This is a genomic window from uncultured Mobiluncus sp. (genome assembly GCF_947087965.1).
Classification (GTDB): Bacteria; Actinomycetota; Actinomycetes; order Actinomycetales; family Actinomycetaceae; genus Mobiluncus.
In genome coordinates this window covers 401112-421519 of the sequence record NZ_CAMUES010000002.1, presented here as the reverse complement: position 1 = coordinate 421519, position 20408 = coordinate 401112, and the positions used below count along the sequence as shown (strand labels likewise).

Annotated in this window: 20 protein-coding genes; 19 read left to right on the top strand and 1 reads right to left on the bottom strand. The window is 58.2% G+C overall.

What is annotated here, in order from left to right; genetic code table 11:
• Nucleotides 1-5: 5 nt before the first annotated feature.
• Nucleotides 6-599, bottom strand: coding sequence for a ribonuclease H (locus Q0V70_RS03885; RefSeq protein WP_297588571.1), 594 nt, complete (start codon nucleotides 597-599; stop codon nucleotides 6-8).
• A 647-nt stretch (nucleotides 600-1246) separates the two neighbouring features.
• Here Q0V70_RS03885 and Q0V70_RS03880 point away from each other — a divergent pair.
• The 19 genes from Q0V70_RS03880 to sufU all read left to right on the top strand — a co-directional run bounded on the left by Q0V70_RS03880 (nucleotide 1247) and on the right by sufU (nucleotide 20404).
• Nucleotides 1247-3226 (top strand): HAD hydrolase-like protein, encoded by a 1980-nt coding sequence (locus tag Q0V70_RS03880; protein WP_366126594.1) that lies wholly within the window; start codon nucleotides 1247-1249, stop codon nucleotides 3224-3226.
• Entirely contained in the window at nucleotides 3216-3401 is a 186-nt protein-coding gene (locus Q0V70_RS03875; RefSeq protein WP_297588565.1) for a thioredoxin, read from the top strand. The genes Q0V70_RS03880 and Q0V70_RS03875 overlap by 11 nt, the downstream gene beginning before the upstream one ends.
• Nucleotides 3394-4242, top strand: coding sequence for a TlyA family RNA methyltransferase (locus Q0V70_RS03870; RefSeq protein WP_297588562.1), 849 nt, complete (start codon nucleotides 3394-3396; stop codon nucleotides 4240-4242). The genes Q0V70_RS03875 and Q0V70_RS03870 overlap by 8 nt, the downstream gene beginning before the upstream one ends.
• Nucleotides 4243-4301: 59 nt before the next feature.
• On the top strand, nucleotides 4302-4496 hold the full coding sequence (locus tag Q0V70_RS03865) for a trehalose phosphatase (protein ID WP_295027185.1): 195 nt from the start codon (nucleotides 4302-4304) through the stop codon (nucleotides 4494-4496).
• Nucleotides 4468-5322 (top strand): NAD kinase, encoded by an 855-nt coding sequence (locus Q0V70_RS03860; protein WP_297588560.1) that lies wholly within the window; start codon nucleotides 4468-4470, stop codon nucleotides 5320-5322. Before Q0V70_RS03865 ends, Q0V70_RS03860 begins: the two co-directional genes overlap by 29 nt.
• Nucleotides 5322-7049, top strand: coding sequence for a DNA repair protein RecN (gene recN, locus Q0V70_RS03855; RefSeq protein ID WP_297588558.1), 1728 nt, complete (start codon nucleotides 5322-5324; stop codon nucleotides 7047-7049). The genes Q0V70_RS03860 and recN overlap by 1 nt, the downstream gene beginning before the upstream one ends.
• Nucleotides 7046-8224: a putative cytokinetic ring protein SteA gene (steA, locus tag Q0V70_RS03850; protein ID WP_297588556.1), complete on the top strand. Its 1179-nt coding sequence runs from the start codon at nucleotides 7046-7048 to the stop codon at nucleotides 8222-8224. The genes recN and steA overlap by 4 nt, the downstream gene beginning before the upstream one ends.
• Before the next feature lie 36 nt (nucleotides 8225-8260).
• On the top strand, nucleotides 8261-9229 hold the full coding sequence (locus Q0V70_RS03845; protein ID WP_297588554.1) for a copper transporter: 969 nt from the start codon (nucleotides 8261-8263) through the stop codon (nucleotides 9227-9229).
• 42 nt (nucleotides 9230-9271) lie between these two features.
• Complete coding sequence (locus tag Q0V70_RS03840) at nucleotides 9272-10021, top strand: beta-carotene 15,15'-monooxygenase (protein WP_297588551.1); 750 nt, start codon at nucleotides 9272-9274, stop codon at nucleotides 10019-10021.
• A 56-nt stretch (nucleotides 10022-10077) separates the two neighbouring features.
• Nucleotides 10078-11784: a murein biosynthesis integral membrane protein MurJ gene (locus Q0V70_RS03835; protein ID WP_297588548.1), complete on the top strand. Its 1707-nt coding sequence runs from the start codon at nucleotides 10078-10080 to the stop codon at nucleotides 11782-11784.
• The gene (locus tag Q0V70_RS03830) at nucleotides 11781-13040 is read left to right on the top strand and encodes a glycosyltransferase family 4 protein (protein ID WP_297588546.1); all 1260 of its coding nucleotides are present in this window, start codon (nucleotides 11781-11783) and stop codon (nucleotides 13038-13040) included. Before Q0V70_RS03835 ends, Q0V70_RS03830 begins: the two co-directional genes overlap by 4 nt.
• A complete protein-coding gene (locus tag Q0V70_RS03825) occupies nucleotides 13037-13717 on the top strand; it encodes an NUDIX hydrolase (protein WP_297588544.1) in 681 nt (226 codons plus the stop codon). The genes Q0V70_RS03830 and Q0V70_RS03825 overlap by 4 nt, the downstream gene beginning before the upstream one ends.
• Nucleotides 13718-13942: 225 nt before the next feature.
• Nucleotides 13943-14659 (top strand): metalloregulator ArsR/SmtB family transcription factor, encoded by a 717-nt coding sequence (locus tag Q0V70_RS03820; RefSeq protein ID WP_297346931.1) that lies wholly within the window; start codon nucleotides 13943-13945, stop codon nucleotides 14657-14659.
• 90 nt (nucleotides 14660-14749) lie between these two features.
• Entirely contained in the window at nucleotides 14750-16195 is a 1446-nt protein-coding gene (sufB, locus tag Q0V70_RS03815) for a Fe-S cluster assembly protein SufB (RefSeq protein ID WP_297588542.1), read from the top strand.
• Nucleotides 16196-17365, top strand: coding sequence for a Fe-S cluster assembly protein SufD (gene sufD / locus Q0V70_RS03810; RefSeq protein WP_297588540.1), 1170 nt, complete (start codon nucleotides 16196-16198; stop codon nucleotides 17363-17365).
• Nucleotides 17362-17673: a Rieske 2Fe-2S domain-containing protein gene (locus tag Q0V70_RS03805; protein ID WP_297588537.1), complete on the top strand. Its 312-nt coding sequence runs from the start codon at nucleotides 17362-17364 to the stop codon at nucleotides 17671-17673. The genes sufD and Q0V70_RS03805 overlap by 4 nt, the downstream gene beginning before the upstream one ends.
• Before the next feature lie 69 nt (nucleotides 17674-17742).
• Nucleotides 17743-18507, top strand: a complete 765-nt coding sequence (gene sufC / locus Q0V70_RS03800) for a Fe-S cluster assembly ATPase SufC (RefSeq protein WP_297588535.1) — start codon at nucleotides 17743-17745, stop codon at nucleotides 18505-18507.
• Nucleotides 18508-18540: 33 nt separating this feature from the next.
• A complete protein-coding gene (locus Q0V70_RS03795; protein ID WP_297588532.1) occupies nucleotides 18541-19842 on the top strand; it encodes an aminotransferase class V-fold PLP-dependent enzyme in 1302 nt (433 codons plus the stop codon).
• A 19-nt stretch (nucleotides 19843-19861) separates the two neighbouring features.
• The gene (sufU, locus tag Q0V70_RS03790; RefSeq protein WP_297588529.1) at nucleotides 19862-20404 is read left to right on the top strand and encodes a Fe-S cluster assembly sulfur transfer protein SufU; all 543 of its coding nucleotides are present in this window, start codon (nucleotides 19862-19864) and stop codon (nucleotides 20402-20404) included.
• The last annotated feature ends 4 nt before the right edge of the window (nucleotides 20405-20408 follow it).

The following is a 20408-nucleotide window of genomic DNA, read 5'->3' as shown; positions in this document are numbered from 1 at the left end:
GACGGTTAGAACAAGGTTCCTTGAATACCTGTGTCCCGAGTATCTAGCGGTGTAGCGGTTGTAGTGGGGTCGGGGGGAGCCGTGTTCACCGCAGTCTGGGGGCGGGTGGCTAAGTTGCGCAGCTCGGGGCTTAAACCCGGACCGGTGTGGGGGGAAAGTCCCTGTTGATAGGCAGTGGCGGCCCTACGAGCCAGCTGATCGACTTTCTCGTTCAGGGTGTGTCCGGCGTGGCCTTTCACCCAGCGGAAGTCTACCGTTCGCCCTGCCAGACCCTGGTCTAGACGTTTCATCAGGTCATCGTTCAACACCGCTTTGCCGTCAGCCTTGCGCCAGCCCCGGCGTTTCCATCCCGGCATCCACTTGGTTACCGAGTTGATGACGTATTGAGAATCACATAGGAAATGAATGGTCAGATTAGGAATGCCAGAGGTTTGCTCCAAAAAATCCACCACTGCCATCAGTTCGCCGCGGTTGTTCGTGGACTTGGCCCAGCCGCCTGCCGCCCAACAATTTTCGTCAACGTACCATGCCCATCCGGCTGGTCCGGGGTTGCCCAAGGCAGAACCATCCGCCGCCACTGTGATTTCCATGCTCCCCATCCTAAGGGGAAACAGTTTGAAAACGACACTGAGGCTTGCCCGCTGCCGAACAGGCTGAGGATTTTAACTACCCTGGGTACGTGTAGACTTAATGGTGAAAACAGAATAGTGGATCGATTGTAAAGGAATAGAAAGTGACAGCTTCAGATAATCCTCGCCCTTGGGAAAACTTGGCAGAGGAACCGAACGAAAATTGGCGCGAGCGCAAAGGCGAGTCTCGCGAGAACGAAGAGGCAGGCCGCGAGTCACGCGGCGATAAACGAGATAATGAACGCAAAGGCCGCGGGGGTTTCAAAGGCGACCGTAAGGGTGGATACAAGTCAGGCGGCAAGTACGGCCGTGATGATCGCGGCGGAAAACGCGGTGGCTACTCGGGGCGCCCTCGTCGCGATAATGACCGCGACGACCGGGGGGGACGCGCCGGTCGCGATGACTGGCGGCGTGATGATCGCGGCGGCAAACGTAACTTTGAACGAGGTGGGGAGCGACGCGACTCGGGTCGTTCGGGCTTCCGTTCCTCTGGCTCACAACGATCCCGCTACGATGATCGGGGGTACAACCGCAGTCATACCGGGTCGGATAAACGCGGTCACGGCACTACGGGACGCTCTCGATACCTGGAGATCCCGGCCTCGATTACTTGGGATATGTTGGATAAAGAGGCTTGGTCCCGGCTCAGTCCGCTACCGAAAGAAACCGCGGAAAACGTGGCTCGGCACTTGGTCATGTCCGCGGAGCTGTTCGACACGCAGCCTGAACTCGCTTATGAATATGCCCGGGCGGCCCTGAAAATGGCTTGGCGTATCGACGTGGTTCGCGAAGCTGTCGCTTTGACCGCCTATGCCTGTGGCAAGTACAGCGAAGCGCTGCGCGAAGTGAAAACTGCCCGGCGGATGAGCGGTGTCGAAGTGCTGAAATCGGTGGAAGCGGACTCGGAACGTGGTCTGGGACGTCCCGAAAAGGCGTTGGAAATCATTAAAGCTGTCAAGCCAGGTGACCTGGACCGAACGGAACATTTTGAACTCGCTCTGGTGGAGTCCTCCGCACGGGCAGATTTGGGCGAGTACGAGACCGGACTGGCTGTTATTGAAGCAGCCTTAGCCCAGGTGGATCCCGAGTCAGAGAGGTTCGAATATGGGCGACTGCTCAGTGTGAAGGCTGACCGGCTGCGCGAACTGGGCCGGGATGAGGAAGCTGATGCCGCGCAGGCACTCATTCCGCGGGAGCCGGAGGATGTCGAAATCCTGGATATTCAAGAAGCTGAAGAAGCCGAACAGCGGGCTAACCCAACTACCCTGCAAGGAGCGAACGTACCTCTGGCTCAGCTCTACCCGCTGCTGCTCACCGATTTGGATGGGGTGACCTGGAACGGGTCCCAGCCGGTAGACGGGGTGGGACAAAGTATTTCTGCAGGGCGCGAATTGGGCGGAAAGTTCGTGTTCCTGACCAATAACGCGGCGCGCGTACCGCAGGACGTGGTGGCGAAATTGGCTGCTGCCGGGGTTCAGACCAGTCCCGATGACATCGTCACCTCCGCTCAAGATGGGGCCGCGAAGCTCAGCGAACTGCTGGAACCGGGCGCGAAAGTGCTGTGCGTGGGCGGCGAGGGCGTGCCGCAGGCCGTACAGGCGGCGGGCTTTGAAGTCGTGTCCACGGCGGATCAGGAGCCTGCCGGGGTCTTGCAGGGACTCGGTTTTGAGGTGGGCTGGGCTGAGCTGTCCGAAGCCTGCTACGCCATCGCGAATGGCGCTAAGTGGGTAGCCACAAACATGGATTACGCCCTGCCTACCGAAAAAGGCCGCGGCATTGGTAACGGTTCCCTGGTGGAAGCGGTGCGCCGGGCCACCAAGAGCGAACCAATAGTGTGCGGTAAACCGGAAACCTCCATCTATGATTTAGCGATTAACCGCTGCCAGGACTATCTGATGAACATTGAGGAAATCGCCGCGGAAGTTAAAGCTAACGAAGAAGCCGCTGCTGCTGCGCGAGAGCAAGCCAGGCAGGCTCGTGAAGCGAAGGCGGATCCGGATAGCGAACCCGTAGTTCTCAGCGAAGCGGACCTGGCGAAAGAAAAAGAATTCGACCGGGTGAAAGCGGCGGAACGCAAACACCGGGTTTTGAAGCGGCACGCGCTGGCCATCGGCGATCAGTTGGCTACTGATATCGTCGGGGCAAACAACGCCCAAGTGGCGTCTTGCGTGGTGCTGACCGGACTCACGCAGCCTCGCGACCTAGTGATGGCTCCGCCAGCCCAAAGGCCGACCTTTGTGGGGTTGGATTTGTCCGACCTGACGGTACCGATTGAACGCCCGGAACTGCGCAATCGTGGCTGGTGGTATACCGAAAACACGCGGGCTCGCGTGAACGGTCACGATATTGAAGTCCGCGGGCTGGGGGTGTTGAGCGAAGACGGCACGGTCGTATCCCTAGGGGAGTTTCGCGCTATTCTGGCAGCCGTCTGGTATGCCAGAGAACAAGGCAATCGGGTGGATTGCCCCGAGTTTAGCGTGGTTCGTGAAGTCGAACGCGACTATGACGAGGGAGACGATCTAGACCTCGACGAAGCCGATTCACGCCGTGACGATGCCGCACTGGCAGTGGAACAGAGGACGGCAGATGACGAATAAGCAACTACCCACTCCTGCCACGTTGAACGCTCAAGACCTGCATGATTACCGGGAAGAAATAGATGCCGCCCATGAGGCGCCCTTGGAATCACAGTTGGAACTGCTGCAAAAGGTAGCCGCCGACCTGCAGACCGTCTTAAACGGGGATGAGGCGCAGTCAGCAAATCATGGTTAAACGCGCGAGGTTGGACACGGAGCTGGTGCGTCGCCGCCTGGCGCCCAGCCGTACCCAAGCGGCACAGATGATTACCGCCGGTCAGGTGCTGGTGGACGGTCAGGAGGCCCTGAAGCCCGCCCGACAGGTGGAGTTGAGTTCGGCTATCGTGCTGCGCGACCCTGAAACGGTCCACTATGCGTCTCGGGGCGCTCACAAATTGCTGGGGGCGCTGGACTACCTGGAGCTTTATGGACCATCGACTCCAGTGATAGAAGGTGCGGTGTGTCTCGACGCGGGTGCCTCCACGGGAGGATTTACGGACGTCTTACTGCGCCGGGGTGCCGCCAAAGTGTTTGCGGTCGATGTGGGGTACGGCCAACTGGCATGGAGCTTGCGTAGCGACAGCCGGGTCGTGAATCTCGAACGAACCAACGTGCGCACGCTGGATTCCGCCCTCATCGACCCGCCCGCAGACCTGGTTGTGGGGGATTTATCCTTTATCTCACTCGGTTTGGTTCTGCCGGCGCTGCAACGTGCCGCCAACCCGCAAGCGCAGTACCTGCTGATGGTGAAACCCCAGTTTGAAATCGGCCGTGACAACTTGGGGCGCGGGGGTGTGGTCAGGAATCCAGACGATCGCGGACAGACTGTTAAGAACGTTGCGCGCCAGGCTCACGAGGCCGGACTGGCGGTGCTGAACGTGGCTCCTGCCGGGCTGGCCGGTCCCAGCGGTAATGTTGAATACTTCCTTTACCTCACCGCGCAGTCTACGGCCCGGCAACAAAACCTGCCAGACTTGGAGGGGGAATCGTTGGACACCGCCGTTGGGGAAGCTATTGCCAGAGGGCCTCAGCCATAGACGTCTGGGTCCTAATGTCCTGGTGGTGTGAGAAAATTAAGTAAACAGAAGGGAAAGTTATGGAACAGGAAGTTCGGGGCAAGCCGGGTGGCGAGTCGCCGGAGCAGCCGCAAAACTGGGATGACACGTGTCAGGACATGGGGGGATACGCAGATTGCTGCGGGGCCAGCGAGGCCGCGCCCACTTGTGAATACCAACCTCCCAGCCCGCAGTTGGTCCAGAAATATGCACGAAAGGCCCAGTCCGGTGAATAAAAAACGAACCATTATGGTGTTTCACCACCATTACCGCCAGCCCGCTATCGTGGCGGCGGCCAGTGTCCGCGGATACCTGGAAAATGCCGGAATCACCGTGGTGGACCGGACGAGTTCGGAACCGATTGACCTCATCATTGTGCTAGGTGGGGACGGAACCATTTTGGAGGCCGCTAATATCGCCCATCGTCAAGGCGTTCCGGTCATCGGAGTGAATTTGGGGCACGTCGGGTTCCTCGCCGAAGCAGAGGAAGAAGAACTCGGTGAACTGTGCGAGCGGGTGGTGCGCGGCGACTACCAGGTAGAACGCCGAATGTGTATTGACGTGGAAGTGCGTCACCCTGACGGTTCGGTGCAATCAGAATGGGCCGCCAATGACATCGCGGTGTTGAGCACCGATAAAGGCCACCCCGCACTTTTGGCTTTTGGTGTCGATGGGGAAGCGGTTTCCGAGTACGGCGCGGACGGTTTGATTGTGTCGACTCCTACCGGATCTACCGCCTATAACTTTTCGGTTGGCGGCCCGGTGGTGTGGCCCGATGTGCAAGCCTTGGTGCTGTCCCCGCTGGCTGCTCACGGCTTGTTTACCCGTTCCCTGGTGCTGGGGCCGTCATCGGTGCTAGAGATTCAAGTTCTGCCTCAACAGGTGCAAGACTGCGAAGTCTGGGCTGATGGGAGACGTATTTTGCCCGCGCCGTTGGGTTCCTCTATTCGGGTCACCAAGTCCGCCACGGATATGCAGCTGGCGCGGTTAGTATCCCTGCCGTTCTCGGCTCGGTTGGTGAAAAAGTTTGGTTTGCCCGTGGGAGGGTGGCGAGGTCGCTAATGCTGGAATCGCTGCGGATTGAGAATTTGGGGACGATTAACTCCGTTGCCTTGGAGTTTGGTCCGGGGTTTACCGTCATTACCGGCGAGACCGGGGCTGGCAAGACCATGCTGCTGACCTCGTTGGACTGGTTGCTGGGGGCGAAAGTTGAGCCTGCGCTGGTTTCTCACGGGGCCCAAAAAGCCGTGGTGGAAGGCAGTTTCCTGGTGGATGGTGCGGCCAGGTCGGTCGTGGAAGAAGCCGGTGGGGTGGTTGAGGACGGCGTCGCCGAGGTGTCAAGAGTGGTGCCTCTAGATTCTCGTTCCAAGGCTCACCTGGGAGGACGCACGGTTCCTGCCGCTATTTTGGGGGAGTTCGGTGCTAGCTTGGTGTCGGTTCACGGTCAAGCCGCGCAGGGGCGGTTGCGCACCGAGCGAGCCCAGCGCGATGCTTTGGATGCTTATGGAGACGCCGCCCATCAGCGGGCTTTGGAGCAATACCTTCAGGATTGGGAGGCTTTGAGCCTCGCCCAAAAGGCTTTTACCGAATGGGAAACCAGTGCTGAAAAGCGCGAACACCGCCGCGAAGTGCTGGAACGATTTTGTGAAGAGTTCGACAGTCTCCGCCCTGAGGACGGTGAATTCACGGAACTTAGCGCCAGCGTCGCGAAACTGTCCAACGTGGAAAGTTTGCGTGAAAACGTCGCGGCGGCGCTGGGGGCGATTGAAAATGAGGCGGATTCCACTCCGGCAGCCACCGATTTGGTTGCCGTGGCCACCCGGGCTCTACAGCGGGCGACGGAAGAGGACCCGAGCTTGCAAGAGGTTGCGCAAAGCGTGAGCGGGGCCGGTTATGCTCTCGATGATGCGGCCCGCGAGCTGGGGGTTTATCTGCAAGATTTGAACGCTGACCCTGAGGCGCTCCAGGAGGCGTTAAGCCGGCGGGCCACGTTTACCGATTTGAGTTTGCGTTTGGGAGTGGAACCGGAAAACTTAGGCACGGCCTGGCGAGATACCGCTACGGAACTGCAGGGTTTGCAGGGCGGTACGGAGCATTTAGAGCAACTTCGCCTCGAGATGGAATCCGCGGCGCAGACCGTAGAACAGGCGGGGGCAAAACTGCATGAGGCTCGCGAAAAGACAGCGCGTGCGCTCAGCAAGGCGATCAATGCGGAACTGGTGGATCTGGATATGAAGGACACGCGGGTCACCGTGGAGGTTCGTCAGGGGGAGCCGGGCGCCCACGGAGCCGACCGCATTGAGTTCATGCTGTGTCCCCACCCGAAAGCCCCCGTGCTGGCCTTATCCAGCGCGGCCTCCGGTGGGGAGCTTTCCCGTATCATGCTGGCTCTGGAAGTGACCTTGGCGGGCAGAGGCTCTCGGTTATCCCAAACCGGTCAAACCCTCCAGAACTCGCAAAACACCGAGGCACGCGGCACTTTCGTATTCGACGAAGTCGATGCGGGGATTGGCGGGCAAGCTGGCATCGAGGTTGGGCGGCGACTGTCGCGTCTGGCTAAGGACTACCAGGTCATTGTGGTAACCCACCTGGCGCAGGTAGCGGCATTTGGAGACTGCCAGGTACAAATCACTAAGAGCGGCGGACAGAGCCAGATTACAGTTTTGGATCAGGAATCACGGCGCGAGGAGCTGGCGCGGATGATTTCCGGGACGAAGCTCACAAAAACGGCGCTTGCGCACGCCGATGAGTTAATCGAACTGGCTCGTGTGGGACAATCGGAGTCATGATGGCAGTGTTTCGCCGAAAACGTAATCAAAAGACAGGAGCTAGCCTGGGCGGTCTGGTGCGCATCGATACGCGTACCAAAAACCTGACAAAACGCCTGGGTGCCGGGGAAGTCGCCGTTATCTCGCACCAGGATTTGGACTGGGTCGCGGCGGAGTCGCTGAAAGCAATCGAACCTGCCGCAGTACTGAACGCGGAAAAGTCCACCTCTGGACGCTACCCCAATCAAGGACCAAAAGTCCTCATCGAGGCGGGGATTCCCCTCATTGACGATTTGGGTTCCGACATTATGAGCCTGAAGGAAGGCCAACGGGTCGAAATCCGGGATAACCAGGTATTTTGTGGCGGGAAACTTGTTGCGGAAGGGGTGCGGCAAACCGAAGAAACGAACGCCGCCAATATGGAGGCAGCGAAGGCCTCCCTGGGAGTGCAGATTGAGGCTTTCACCGCCAACACTATGGAATACCTGAAAAAAGAACGGGATTTGATTCTTGATTCTGTGGGTGTGCCGGATTTGCGGACGAACTTTACCGGACGCCAGGTTTTGATGGTGGTGCGGGGCTACAACTACAAAGAAGACCTGCTGATGCTCAAGCCTTACATTCGCGAGTATCGTCCCATCCTGATTGGGGTGGACGGCGGAGCGGATGCGCTGTTAGAGAACGGTTTGAAGCCTGACCTGGTGGTGGGCGATATGGACTCCGTGACCGATAAGGCATTGACTTGCGGGGCGGAAATCGTGGTACATGCCTATCCCAATGGGAAAGCTCCCGGCTTGTCCAGGGTGCAGGAACTCGGGGTGGACCACGTGGTATTCCCTGCGGCGGGCACGTCCGAGGACATCACGATGCTGTTAGCTGATGAGAAAGGCGCGGAACTCATCGTTGCCCTGGGGACACATGCTACCTTGGTGGAATTTTTGGATAAAGGGCGTGCCGGAATGTCCTCAACGTTCTTGACTCGCCTGAAAGTCGGCAGCAAACTCATCGATGCCAAGGGCGTTTCCAAACTTTACCGTCCCCGGATTACGAACTGGCAGATGGGCTTATTGGTTGTGGCAGGTTTGCTGGCAATGCTGGCGGCACTGGGTTCAACTACCGGTGGACAGACCTTCATAGGATTGGTAGCTGCGAATATGGATGCCTGGTGGCATGGCCTGAGGGGCTTGATTGGTTAACGGCGAATTTGTGAAAGTTAGATTGGAAGAAAACTTATGATTGATTTTCGGTATCACCTGGTTTCCCTGGTGGCGGTTTTCTTGGCTCTGGCGGTGGGAATTATCCTCGGCGCCGGTCCGCTGGCTGATCCCATCGGGGATACTTTGACTGGCCAGGTTGACAAGCTTCGTGAAGATCGCAACCAACTCAATGAGCAACTGACCCAGGCCCAGTCTCAAATCAATGTGCAAGACCAGACGGTGGAACAGTTCGCGCCGCGGATATTCAACGGGTTCCTGCAAGGCACGGAGATCGCCCTGGTGGTGTTGCCCGACGCTGAAGCCGAAGATGTGAAGGCCGTGAGTGAAATCGTCACCGCGGCGGGTGGCGCTATCAACGCTCAGATTAACCTGCAAGACAACTTTTTTTCGCCCGCAAAGCAGGCTTACCGGGAGGCGCTTTCCGGTCAAATTAGGCAGTATCTGAGCGATACCACCCGCGCCACCACCCCGGAATCCACCCTGGCCGCCGCTATCGGTCAGTTGATTTTCAACGGCCAAAACGATTCGCTTTCGGGAATCCTGACGGTGGAAGAAACCCCCCTCATCCAAGTCGCTAATCCGGCATCCCAGCCGGCTCGCGCCGCGATTATTGTGGGCTCCAGACCGCTGGAATCACAGAACGATAAACAGCTGAAAGCCTTGGAAAAACGGACCAAGAACCTCATAGAGTTCGCTCAAACTCTCAACACGTTCGCCTCGGGAGTGGTTCTTTACGGTTCGGCGCAGGGTGAGAATGACCTGTTGACCAAGGTGCGGTCGGGTGGAAACCCCGTTCCCACGGTGGATAGCATCGGTACGAAAACTTCGCTCCTTTCCCTACCTTTTGCTTTGGTGGCCCGCATGAATGGCACCGTCGGAGCCTGGGGGAGCGAACAGAATGCCTCCGCGCTGGTTCCGCCCTTTACGGAAGTGTCCGCTCCACCTGCTCCGGCTGAGGCGCCCGCGGCACCGGCACCGCAGTGAGCACCGGTCAAGCAGTCCAGGAACTAAACCGGAAGGCGAGTTATGCAGATTAACTTCCAGCGCACGAATTTTCACGGCCGGAAAGTGAGCCTGTGGGGTGGGACAGCAGTCGGCGTCCTGTTGCCAGTGGCTCAGATTATTTCGGGACGGGGTAATCGTGCGGCGTTGCGGGTCGCCGTGGCCGCAGCTGGCAGTGGTGCAGCAGGGTTCTTTGACGACATGTCAGACAGTGACACCACCAATAAATCTACGAAAGGTTTGCACGGTCATATCGGGGCTTTGAAGGAGGGCCGGTTAAGTCCCGGCCTGGTTAAAATGCTGGCCCTGATGGCTACGGGAGCTGTGGCAGCTCGACCTCGTCGCGATATTTGGGGCTGGATGATTCAGGCCGGAGTCATTGCCGGGAGCGCAAACCTGATTAATCTGCTGGATCTCAGACCGGGTCGAGCCCTCAAAGTCGCGCTGTTGGGGGGCGCAGCAGGATTTTTACCCGCACCCAGCGGATGCTACTGCACGCGTCGGCGTATGGCGGCAACGAACTGTGCCGTTATAGCCGCGGCCCTGCCTCTAGACCTGCGCGAAGTCACCATGCTGGGCGACACGGGCGCCAACGCGTTGGGAGCAGCCTTGGGAGCCACCTGGGCGCAAGGAAGAACGACCCGCACCAACCTCGTGACCTTGGCTGTAATCGCCGCCCTGACCCTGGCTAGTGAAAAAATCAGTTTCTCGAAAGTCATCGACAGCCACCCGGTGTTGAAAGCCGGGGACAACTGGGGGCGTCTGCCCGCATAGCGGCAGCGGGAAAACGGCGCGTTACGTAAAACAGCTTGAAAGGTGCGTTAGTCGATTTGAGCAAGCGTGAGCAAACTGTCACGAACCCGGTGGCGGCCTTAGCGGGGGCGGCCGGGACCGTAGCGGTGATGACGCTAATCTCCAGAATCTTCGGTTTCGGCCGATGGCTGGCCCAAGCCACTTGGGTCGGAGCGGGTACAGTCGGCAACGCCTACGCTTCAGCGAACCAAATCCCCAACGTGATTTTTGAAGTCGTGGTTGGGGGAGCGTTGGCTTCCATCACCATCCCCCTGTTGGCTCAAGCCATTGCCGGCTCGCTGAAAGACGAAGTGAACCGTCTCGCCTCAGCGCTGTTTACCTGGACATTGACCCTGCTGGTTCCACTGGGTTTGCTGGTTTTCGTGGCAGCCGAACCCATCGCCGCGGTGCTACCCGTTTCAGTGGGCTCCGACATCACTACCCAAAATGTACTGACCGCGTATTTCCTGCGGGTTTTTGCTCTGCAGATTCCGCTCTACGGAATAGCCGTGGTGCTGGGAGGAATCCTGCAAGCCCACCATCGCTTTGCGTGGCCTGCCCTGATGCCGGCGTTATCCTCCATCGTCACCATCGTCGCTTATGCTGCCTACGGCGCTCTCAGTGGCTCCAACCCGACCGCATACACCGCTATCGTCGCCCTGGCTTGGGGAACTACCGCGGGGGTGCTGGTGCTGAGCGTTCCGCTTTTTATTCCCGTCTGGAACGTGGGGGTGCGCCTCAAGTTCGTGTGGAAAATGCCGCGGGAGAAATTCCGTCAGGCTCTCGCTTTGGGAGCCTACGGCATCGGAGCGCTGCTGGCTGCCCAAGGTTATATGCTCGCCACGCTGTTCCTGACCCGGTGGGGTGGGGTGGAAGGCACTATCAACGTTTTTCAGTATTCCCAAGCTATCTACCTGCTGCCCTACGCACTGTTCACCTTCCCGGTAGCGACAGTCGTGTTTCCCCTGATGACCAGGCGTTTTGCGGCCGGGCAGACGGCAAAAGCGGGGGAGTTGGCCACCAGTTCCACCGCGTTGATTGCCGGTCTGTCTCTGTTGGGAGTCGCTGGTCTGATTGCGGTGGCGCCCGGTATGGCAGCCATTTTTGCGTGGAACCGTCCCATTCCGGGACTGGAAATGGCGGTCGTGGCGATGGCTCCCGCCCTGGTGGGCTACGCCCTGCTCTATCACCTGTCACGAGTGTTTATCGCCGTCAACCGGGCGCGGCATTCTTTTTTCGCAGCGCTGCTAGGGTGGGGGATTGCCGCCGTGAGTGGGTGGCTGCTGATTCTCGTTTTGGCTCCTTCGCGCGGTAACGGTGTCGCCACGCTCATTGCTCTGGGTGTCGGCAATGCCTTGGGCATGAGCGCGGCCGGGGTCTACCTGCTGATTGTGTGGGGTCGCCTTCAGGTTGGTTCCCCGGTTCAGGTATTGAAAGCCCTGTTGATTGCTGTTCCCGGGGCAGCCCTAGGCGGAGTCTTGGGGCGCCTAGCGTATGCGGGGGTCAATTCCCTAGAGTTGCCTGTGGGGGTGCTGTGGGCGACTCTCGGGGCTGGTCTGGTGACGGTAGCCTGCGCCTTACCGGGATTAAAAATCATTGCCACTCCGTTTTGGAAACAAACCCGCGCGGCCCGTCGTGCTCCCGAAACTGTTGAAACGACTGAGGACCTTGGGGAAAACCTACCCTCGCAGAATCCTCTCCCGGCAGAACCTGAAACAGAACGTTTGGAAGAAGGCGAATCGTGAAAATAACCATGGTGATGGGCAAAGCCTCGCACTCGATGGGAACTTTCGTGGCATCGCTATCGAGCACTTTGGCGGCGAAAGGCCACGATGTTCAGATTATTGCCGAACCCACCAGCGCCAAGCTGTATCGTCTCAAGAATGTTCTGCCGCTGTGGATTGTGAAACCGCGCAGACTGTTCCTGATGGGTACGAATCTGCGGCGGTTGCGCCGGGCGCAAGACGTGCTGAAAAACTCTGATGTCATTCACGTTCACGGGCTGAAGGCGGCGCTGTATGTCCTGGTACTGACCATGTTCGTCCCCAATACTCCGCCGCTTTTAGTATCGCTGTACGAACTGAACGATGAACGCCGCGATACGTTCTGGCGCCAGCTACTCTTTCGGTGGATGGATAACCGCGCTTCGCTCATTTCGGGCTCTTCGTTACGCCTGACCGCAAAGATTGACCGACAATCATCGGCGGATACGGACTCAGCGGTATCTTTCCTGGTCAGCCCCAGGGTAGAGAAACTCTTGCAAACCGGAATGCTCAATCGTAAGGAGCGGGTGGGCAACTGGGCCAAGCTGGCGGCCGCGGAACGGCTGCGCAACCGTGGCCAACTGGTGCTGGGGATTGGTCCGATTGAGCAAGAGAAACGTTTTGACCGGTTTGTTCGCGCTATGCAGCGGGTGACTTATCCAGCCACCGGGGTGGTTATCGGGGATGGAGATCCCCAACTGTTAGCGGGTCTACGCTCCTATGGTAGCGATGCGCAGGTCTCTTTCCTGGGGTGGCGCAAGTCCCTGGACGCCTGGTTACAAGCCGCGAGTGTATTGGTCATTACTTCTGAATGGGAGTCGCGGGGTTTCATTGCCCAAGAAGCCATGAGCTTGGGGCTGCCGATTGTGGCTGCCCCGGTCGGGAAATTGCGAGACATTTTGCTGCCTGCGGGGGTAGCGATGGACAGTCAACAGGGCGAGAACCTGGTCGGAGGAGAACAGATTGCGGGACAGTCCCACGATTCAGACCTCGGAATCGGCAGCCTCGTGGTGGACACAGACGATGCCGAGGCGACAGCTCAAGCCATCACGAAACTACTGGCCAACCCCAGCATCTGGTACGAAAAACAGGAGTCCGCCCGGCATCGCGCCACCACCTGGCCGACCAATGACCAGGTCGCCAACGAATGGCTGGGATTTTATCGGCGCTCCCTGGCGGGACAAAACCAGCGAACAACCAAGAGCAGCCCGATATTACAAACAGGAGAACAAAAATGAGCGATACCCCACCGTACTTGGAACCACCGGAGGATGAACGAACTGAATTTCCCGTGGTGGATTCTCTGGAAGTGTTTAGGGGCAAAGTTTTTTCCATGCTCACTGAACGGGTTCGCTATGGCGATGGGGTGGCAACACGAGATTTTGTGAAGCATCCGGGGGCGGTCGCCATCGTTCCGCTGCGGGAAGGTGAGGCGAGCGCTTCGGGTGAGCCCGAAGTGCTGCTAATCAACCAATACCGTCACCCGGTGGGAGCGACCTTGTGGGAGATTCCCGCGGGATTATTGGACATTGCCGGGGAAAATCCGCTGCGTGCGGCGCAGCGGGAGCTGGAGGAAGAAGCCGACTTGAAAGCTACTCGCTGGGACGTGCTGGTGGATTATTTCACCACGCCGGGCGGGTCTTCCGAAGCGCTGCGGGTGTACTTGGCTCGCGATTTAACCCCGATTCCTGCCTCGGAGCGCAGTTTTCAGCGTGAAGCCGAAGAAGCGTTTATGGCGCGGCGCTGGGTAGGGTTGCGGCAGGCAGTGGTGGCGATTTTTGCTGGACAGATGCACAATCCTTCCGCGGTTGTCGGAGTGTTGGCTACTGCGCTGGCGCTGGGATTGCCCGACGTCTCCCCGGTTTCTTTGCGTCCGGTGTCAGCTCCGTGGTTTCGAAAAACTTCTTCGGAATAGATTCGCTCGCAGCCCCGTATAGATGTTGCGGGGGTTTCCGCCGGCCGTCGCTGAGCCGGCCTGGCTGCAAACTGATTTTTGGCACACTGATGTTGCGCAAATTTTCCCAGTAAAACCGCAGTTTGGCTTATTTTGGCAGGTTTTAAGCAATGACTAGCTTGGGAAAATATGCTAGATTTAGGAAAGTCATCGTTGATGTAAAGATTTTAACGAAGGAGGAGCGGGATGCCAGCAATCGTGGATGATCAGGGCACCCGTCAAGTCGTACTGGATCTAATCATTGAAAAGGGTCCCATTACTGCTTCTGTCCTGGCTAACATCCTCAAACTTACCCCAGCGGCAGTTCGTCGCCACCTCATCTATCTAGAGGAGAGTGGGCAGATTGAGAACCTTGAATCGACCGGCAAGATTCGCGGCCGCGGGCGTCCGGCACGTCACTATGTGGCGACTGATGCCGGACGCGCCACGCTGCCGGATGGGTACTCACAGATGGCAAACAAGGCGCTGGACTACCTGCAGCAAGTCGCCGGCGACCAAGCTATTGAAGACTTTGCTAATCGGCATTCGCGAGAGGTCGAACGCCGCTATGCTCCGGTAGTTCACGCCGCCGGAGATGACCCGCAAGCCCGGGTCGTGGCCTTGGCGGATGCGCTGGCACAGGACGGTTACGCGGCAACCGTTCGACAAACCGCGCACGGGCTGGCACTGCAGCTGTGTCAAGGATCCTGCCCGGTACAGGACGTCGCCAAGTCCTATCCAAAGCTGTGTGAGGCAGAAACGCAAGCCTTCTCCCGGTTGCTCGATACCCATGTGCAGCGCCTCGCCACCCTTGCGGAGGGGGACCATGCCTGCACCACCTGTGTGCCGCTAACCTTGCGCAAAAATGGGGCTCTGAGCAGCATTAATGTGTTGAACGGAGGGAAGCGAAGTCGGGGGGAATAAATCAGTGAGACAGTCTCCCGGCGACTTCTAAAAATCAGGACCCGACAGGGCTACCTAGACTTAGAGAAAACCTCAAATGAAAGGATAGAGATGAGCGATGCTCTGACTGAGTCAGATCAGAAAAAGCGCGCGGATGATGAGATTATCGAGTCTATTTCCGATAAGTACGAATTCGGCTGGCATGACTCCGATGCCGCCGGACAAGCCGCGAAACGCGGCTTGGATGAGGACGTGGTGCGCTACATCTCCGAGATGAAAGATGAGCCGGAATGGATGCTGAAACTGAGGTTGAAAGCCCTCAAGATTTTTCAGCGCAAACCCATTCCGGACTGGGGTCCAGATTTGAACTTCCTGGACTTTGATGAGTTTAAGTACTTCGTGCGGGCTGCCGACAAGGTCGCCCAATCCTGGGACGACCTGCCCGAAGACATCAAACAGACCTATGATCGTCTGGGAATTCCCGAAGCGGAGCGGCAACGCCTGGTGGACGGGGTGGCCGCTCAGTACGAATCGGAAGTCGTCTATCACCAAATCCGCGAGGATCTTGAGAAACAGGGCGTGGTCTTTTTAGACACCGACACGGGACTGAAAGAATACCCCGAACTGTTCCAGGAATACTTTGGGCAGGCCGTACCGGCGGGGGACAACAAGTTCGCTGCCCTGAATACTGCCGTGTGGTCCGGTGGTTCATTTATCTATGTTCCCAAAGGTGTGCAGTGTACGGTCCCCCTGCAGGCCTACTTCCGCATCAACACGGAGAGCATGGGTCAGTTTGAACGAACCCTAATCATTGCTGACGAAGACTCCTACGTACACTATGTAGAAGGCTGCACCGCCCCGATTTACCAGTCGGATTCTTTGCACGCCGCCATCGTGGAAATATTTGTGAAAAAGAACGCCCGGGTGCGTTACACGACCATCCAAAACTGGTCGAATAACGTGTTGAACCTGGTGACCCAACGTGCCTTCTGCGAGGAGGGCGCCACGATGGAATGGATTGACGGCAACATCGGCTCGCGCATCAACATGAAGTACCCCTCGGTATACCTGCTGGGCGAGCACGCCCACGGCGAGACATTGTCCATTGCTTTTGCCGGCAAGGGGCAGCATCAGGACACCGGTGCAAAAATGCTGCACCGAGCCCCGCATACCTCTTCGCACATTGTCAGCAAATCCATCTCGCGGCAAGGCGGACGTTCCTCATACCGGGGCTTGGTCGACATTGCCGAAAACGCCATCGGTTCCAAGTCCAACGTGCTGTGCGACGCCCTGCTGGTGGACACCATTTCGCGCTCTGACACCTATCCTTATGTGGACGTGCGCAATGACGAGGTCGAAATGGGTCACGAGGCAACTGTTTCCAAAGTGTCCGAGGATCAACTGTTCTACCTGATGAGCCGGGGGCTCACCGAAACGGAAGCGATGGCGACCATCGTACGCGGTTTCGTTGAGCCAATCGCCAAGGAGCTTCCGATGGAATACGCCTTGGAACTGAATCGACTAATCGAACTGCAGATGGAAGGGTCGGTGGGCTAAATGACTGAAGTTACTGTACCAACAGGCGGCGCGCAAGCCGCTCCGGCCCCAACCCGACTGACCTCTACTTCCGTAGGGGATTTTCCGATGCCGACCGGGCGGGAAGAAGCCTGGCGCTTCACCCCATTATCGCGGTTCTCCAGCTTACTGGAAGAATCTCTCCAGGGCGGTAGCGCCAAGTTTGCGGTGGACGGTGTGGCTTTGCGTACCGACGAACCAGTCCAGCCTGAGGTAAATCTGACCCTGAAACTGTCCGCAGTGGCGGAGTTGTCGCCCCTAGCCGGAGCACCTTTCGACCGTGCTGGAGTGGTTGGCTGGAATAATATTTCCGAGACTCTAGATGTGGCGGTTACCGGCACGGTGAGTCGACCGGTCTGGATTGACGTCACCGCTGAGGAGCCAGATACGGTCGGTCACGTGCGGATACATGCGGAAAAAGCGTCTCAAGCTACCATCTTGCTGCGTCATCGCGGTGGTGGTTGCCTGAATGAGACGTTGGAAGTGAAAGCGGAGCCGGGCGCGAAACTGGACGTAGTCAGCCTGCAGGCCTGGGACGACACCGCGGTGCACGTGGCAACTCAACAGATGACTCTGGGTCAGAACGCCAGTGTCAAGCATGCCAACGTCACCTTGGGAGGCAATTCAGTTCGCATCACGATGGGAGTGAATCTCCCTGCAGAACGCAGCGATTTGAACCTGCTGGGACTGTACTTTACCAACACGGGAAAGCATCAGGAACACCGGCTGTTTATCGAGCACACGGGGCAAAAATCGAAGTCCCGAGTGACCTACAAGGGTGCATTGCAAGGTCAGGAAGCACGCGCTGTGTGGGTCGGTGACGTTGGTATCGGGCCGCAGGCTTTCGGGACGGATTCCTACGAACTGAACCGAAACCTGGTGCTGGGCAAGGGACCTCGTGTGGATTCTGTGCCGAACCTAGAGATTCACAATGGTGAAATCGAAGGTGCTGGACATGCCTCGGCGACCGGCAGATTTGATGATGAACAGCTGTTCTATCTGCAAAGCCGTGGTATCGATGCAGTCAACGCCAAACGACTGGTGGTGCGCGCGTTCTATGCGGAATTATTGAATAAGTTAGAAGTACCGGAATTGACTGACTACGTGTTGGAAACCGTAGATAGTCACCTTAGTGCAGGGAGTTTGCAATGAGTTTTACCAAAGTTGGCAGTATCGATGAAATCGAGCCGGGAACTGGCAAAGAAGTCACTGTGGAAGGCGTTGAAATCGTGGTTTTGCGCAGCGATGAGGGAGATTTTCACGCGATGGCAAAGGAATGTCCGCACGCCGGGTTCTCCATGGTGGACGGCATCATTGAGGACGGCTGCGTGGAATGTGCTGCGCACGGGGCACAGTTCGATTTGGAAACCGGCGAGCCACAGTCGCCGGCCTACGACCCCCTTAAGATTTACCCAGTCAAAATTGCCGACAGCTTCGTCGCTGTGGATGTGAGCGCGTAACTCAGCCGGTTTCAGCGCGGGGAAACGCGCCGAGCAGCTCGGAATGGAAAAAGGAAACAGGAGAAAACAGTGTCAGTGTTGGAAGTAAAGAACCTAAAAGCCCAGGTGGAGACCCCGGAAGGGCCGAAAAAGATTTTGAAAGGTGTAAACCTGACCATAAACTCCGGCGAAGTACACGCCATTATGGGACCCAATGGTTCGGGCAAATCGACTCTGAGCTATGTCCTGGCGGGACACCCGAAGTATGAGGTCACTGGCGGTGAAGCCCTGCTGGACGGCAAGAACATTCTGGAGATGAGTGTGGACGAGCGCGCTCGGGCGGGGTTGTTCCTGGCGATGCAGTACCCGGTCGAGGTCCCCGGGGTGAGCGTGTCGAACTTCTTGCGCACCGCAAAAACTTCGGTGGCGGGACAAGCTCCGTCGCTGCGTCAATGGATGAAAGAAGTCAACGGGGCTTTTGACGACTTTAAGATGGAGAAAGAGTTTGCCAGCCGGGATTTGAACGCGGGCTTTTCCGGCGGGGAAAAGAAACGCCTGGAAATTCTGCAAATGCAGCTGTTAGCACCGCAGTTCGCGATTTTGGACGAAACAGATTCCGGTTTGGACATTGATGCTCTCAAGATTGTTTCTGAAGGCATCAACCGGGTGCATGAGGCCGCCAATACCGGAATCTTGCTGATTACCCACTACTCACGGATTCTGCGTTACGTGCACCCCGATTTCGTTCATGTCTTCGTGGACGGGCGTATCAGCAAAGAAGGTGGGCCCGAACTGGCCGATGAACTTGAAGCCGAGGGCTACGACAAGTACCTGGGAGCCTCGACGGCTGCTTAAGGGCGGCGCGAGCGGCGAAGGGAAAGAATTGTCATGGTAACAGGCCCGGCGACAGATTTCAGCGAGGCGGAGCTCGCTCGGATTCGTGCGGATTTCCCGATTCTCAGCGTTTCGGGACGCGATGGCTCGCCCCTTGACTATCTGGACTCTGGGGCAACCTCGCAAAAGCCGGCGGTCGTGTTGGAGGCCATTGACGACTTTTACCGCCGCCACAATGGGGCGGTACACCGGGGGACTCACCAGCTCGGCGACGAAGCCACGGCTTTGTTTGAAGATGCTCGCCAGGACGTCGCGGACTTCTTAGGCGTGAGCGACCCCGAAGAAATCGTGTGGACCTCGGGAGCGACCGAGGCGCTGAACCTAGTGGCTTACGGTTTTGCAGCCGCCACTTGGGAACGTGCGGGCGGACCTTTTGCCTTGCAACCGGGCGATGAAATCGTGTTCACCAGGGCGGAACATCACGCCAATCTGGTGCCGTGGCAGCTGGTGGCCAAACGCACTGGAGCCGTCACGAAAGTCATCGAGTTGACCCCCGACGGGCGCCTGGACGTGTGCCACCTAGAGGACGTCATTACGCCGCGCACGCGGGTCGTTGCGTTCACGCACCTGTCTAACGTGACCGGGGCGGTGACGGACATTGCGCCAATTATTGCCACCGCCCGGGCGGTCGGTGCCATCGTCGTCATGGACACTTGCCAATCCAGTGCTCACCTGCCGCTGGAAGTTGATCAGCTCGGAGTTGATTTCGCGTGTTTTTCCGCCCACAAGATGCTCGGCCCCACCGGGGTGGGAGCCTTGTGGGGGCGCCGTGAGCTGCTCGAACAGCTGCCGGTGCTCCTCAGCGGTGGTTCCATGATTGAAAACGTGACGGTGGAGGAAACAACTTTCATGCCGGCACCCTACCGCTTTGAGGCTGGCACCCAACCGGTCGCCCAGATTGTGGGTTGGGCCGCCGCGTGCAAGTACCTGCAGGGGCTGGGGATGGAGCGGGTCGCTGCTCACGAGCAGGCCCTCACCGCTTACGCCCTGCCGAGGCTGGTGGAGATTCCCGGCGTGAAGCTGCTGGGCCCTACTGACATGACGCATCGCGCCGGGGTGTTGTCCTTCGAAATGGAAGGGATTCACCCTCATGACCTGGGGCAATACTTGGATTCGCAAGGGGTGGCGGTGCGAGTCGGCCATCATTGTGCCATTCCGCTGCATCGTTTCTTTGGTGTGAACGCCTCCACGCGGGCCACGTTCAGCCCCACCACGACTATTGATGAGATTGACCGCTGGCTGCAAGCGCTTCCGCAGGCCGCAAAGTTCTTTGGTGTCACGCCAGGGGATAGCTGAATAGACAGAAGGAACACAAGTGAACGAACTGGAAAACCTGTATCAGCAGCTCATCTTGGAGCAGTCCAAGGCTCGGCATGGCGCTGGCACCCTGCCCGGCTGGGCTGCCAGTTCCCACCAGGTCAATCCGACCTGCGGAGACGAGGTTACGCTACAGGTGGAAGTGGCTGACGGAAAGTTGCGCAACCTGGTGTGGGACGGACACGGCTGCTCGATTTCGCAGGCCTCCCTGTCGATGATGTGGGAGCTGGTGCAGGGCCAAGACCTGGAAACTGTGCACGGGCTGGAACAGGATTTCAACGAAATGATGCATTCACGAGGCCGGGGCGTGGACGAGGATTTGCTCGATCGTCTGGGCGATGCCTCCAGCCTGGAAGGAGTTTCCCGCTACGTCAACCGCGTGAAATGCGCGCTGTTGGGGTGGATGGCATTGAAAGATGCGCTGGCCCAAGCTGTGGCGACGGATGGAACCGGCGGCGGCACCCAAACTGCGTCGCACTGTGACCCGAAAGTCATGAACCGGACTTGTGACCCTGAAACCCCTCAAACGACAAAGGAGTAGACCA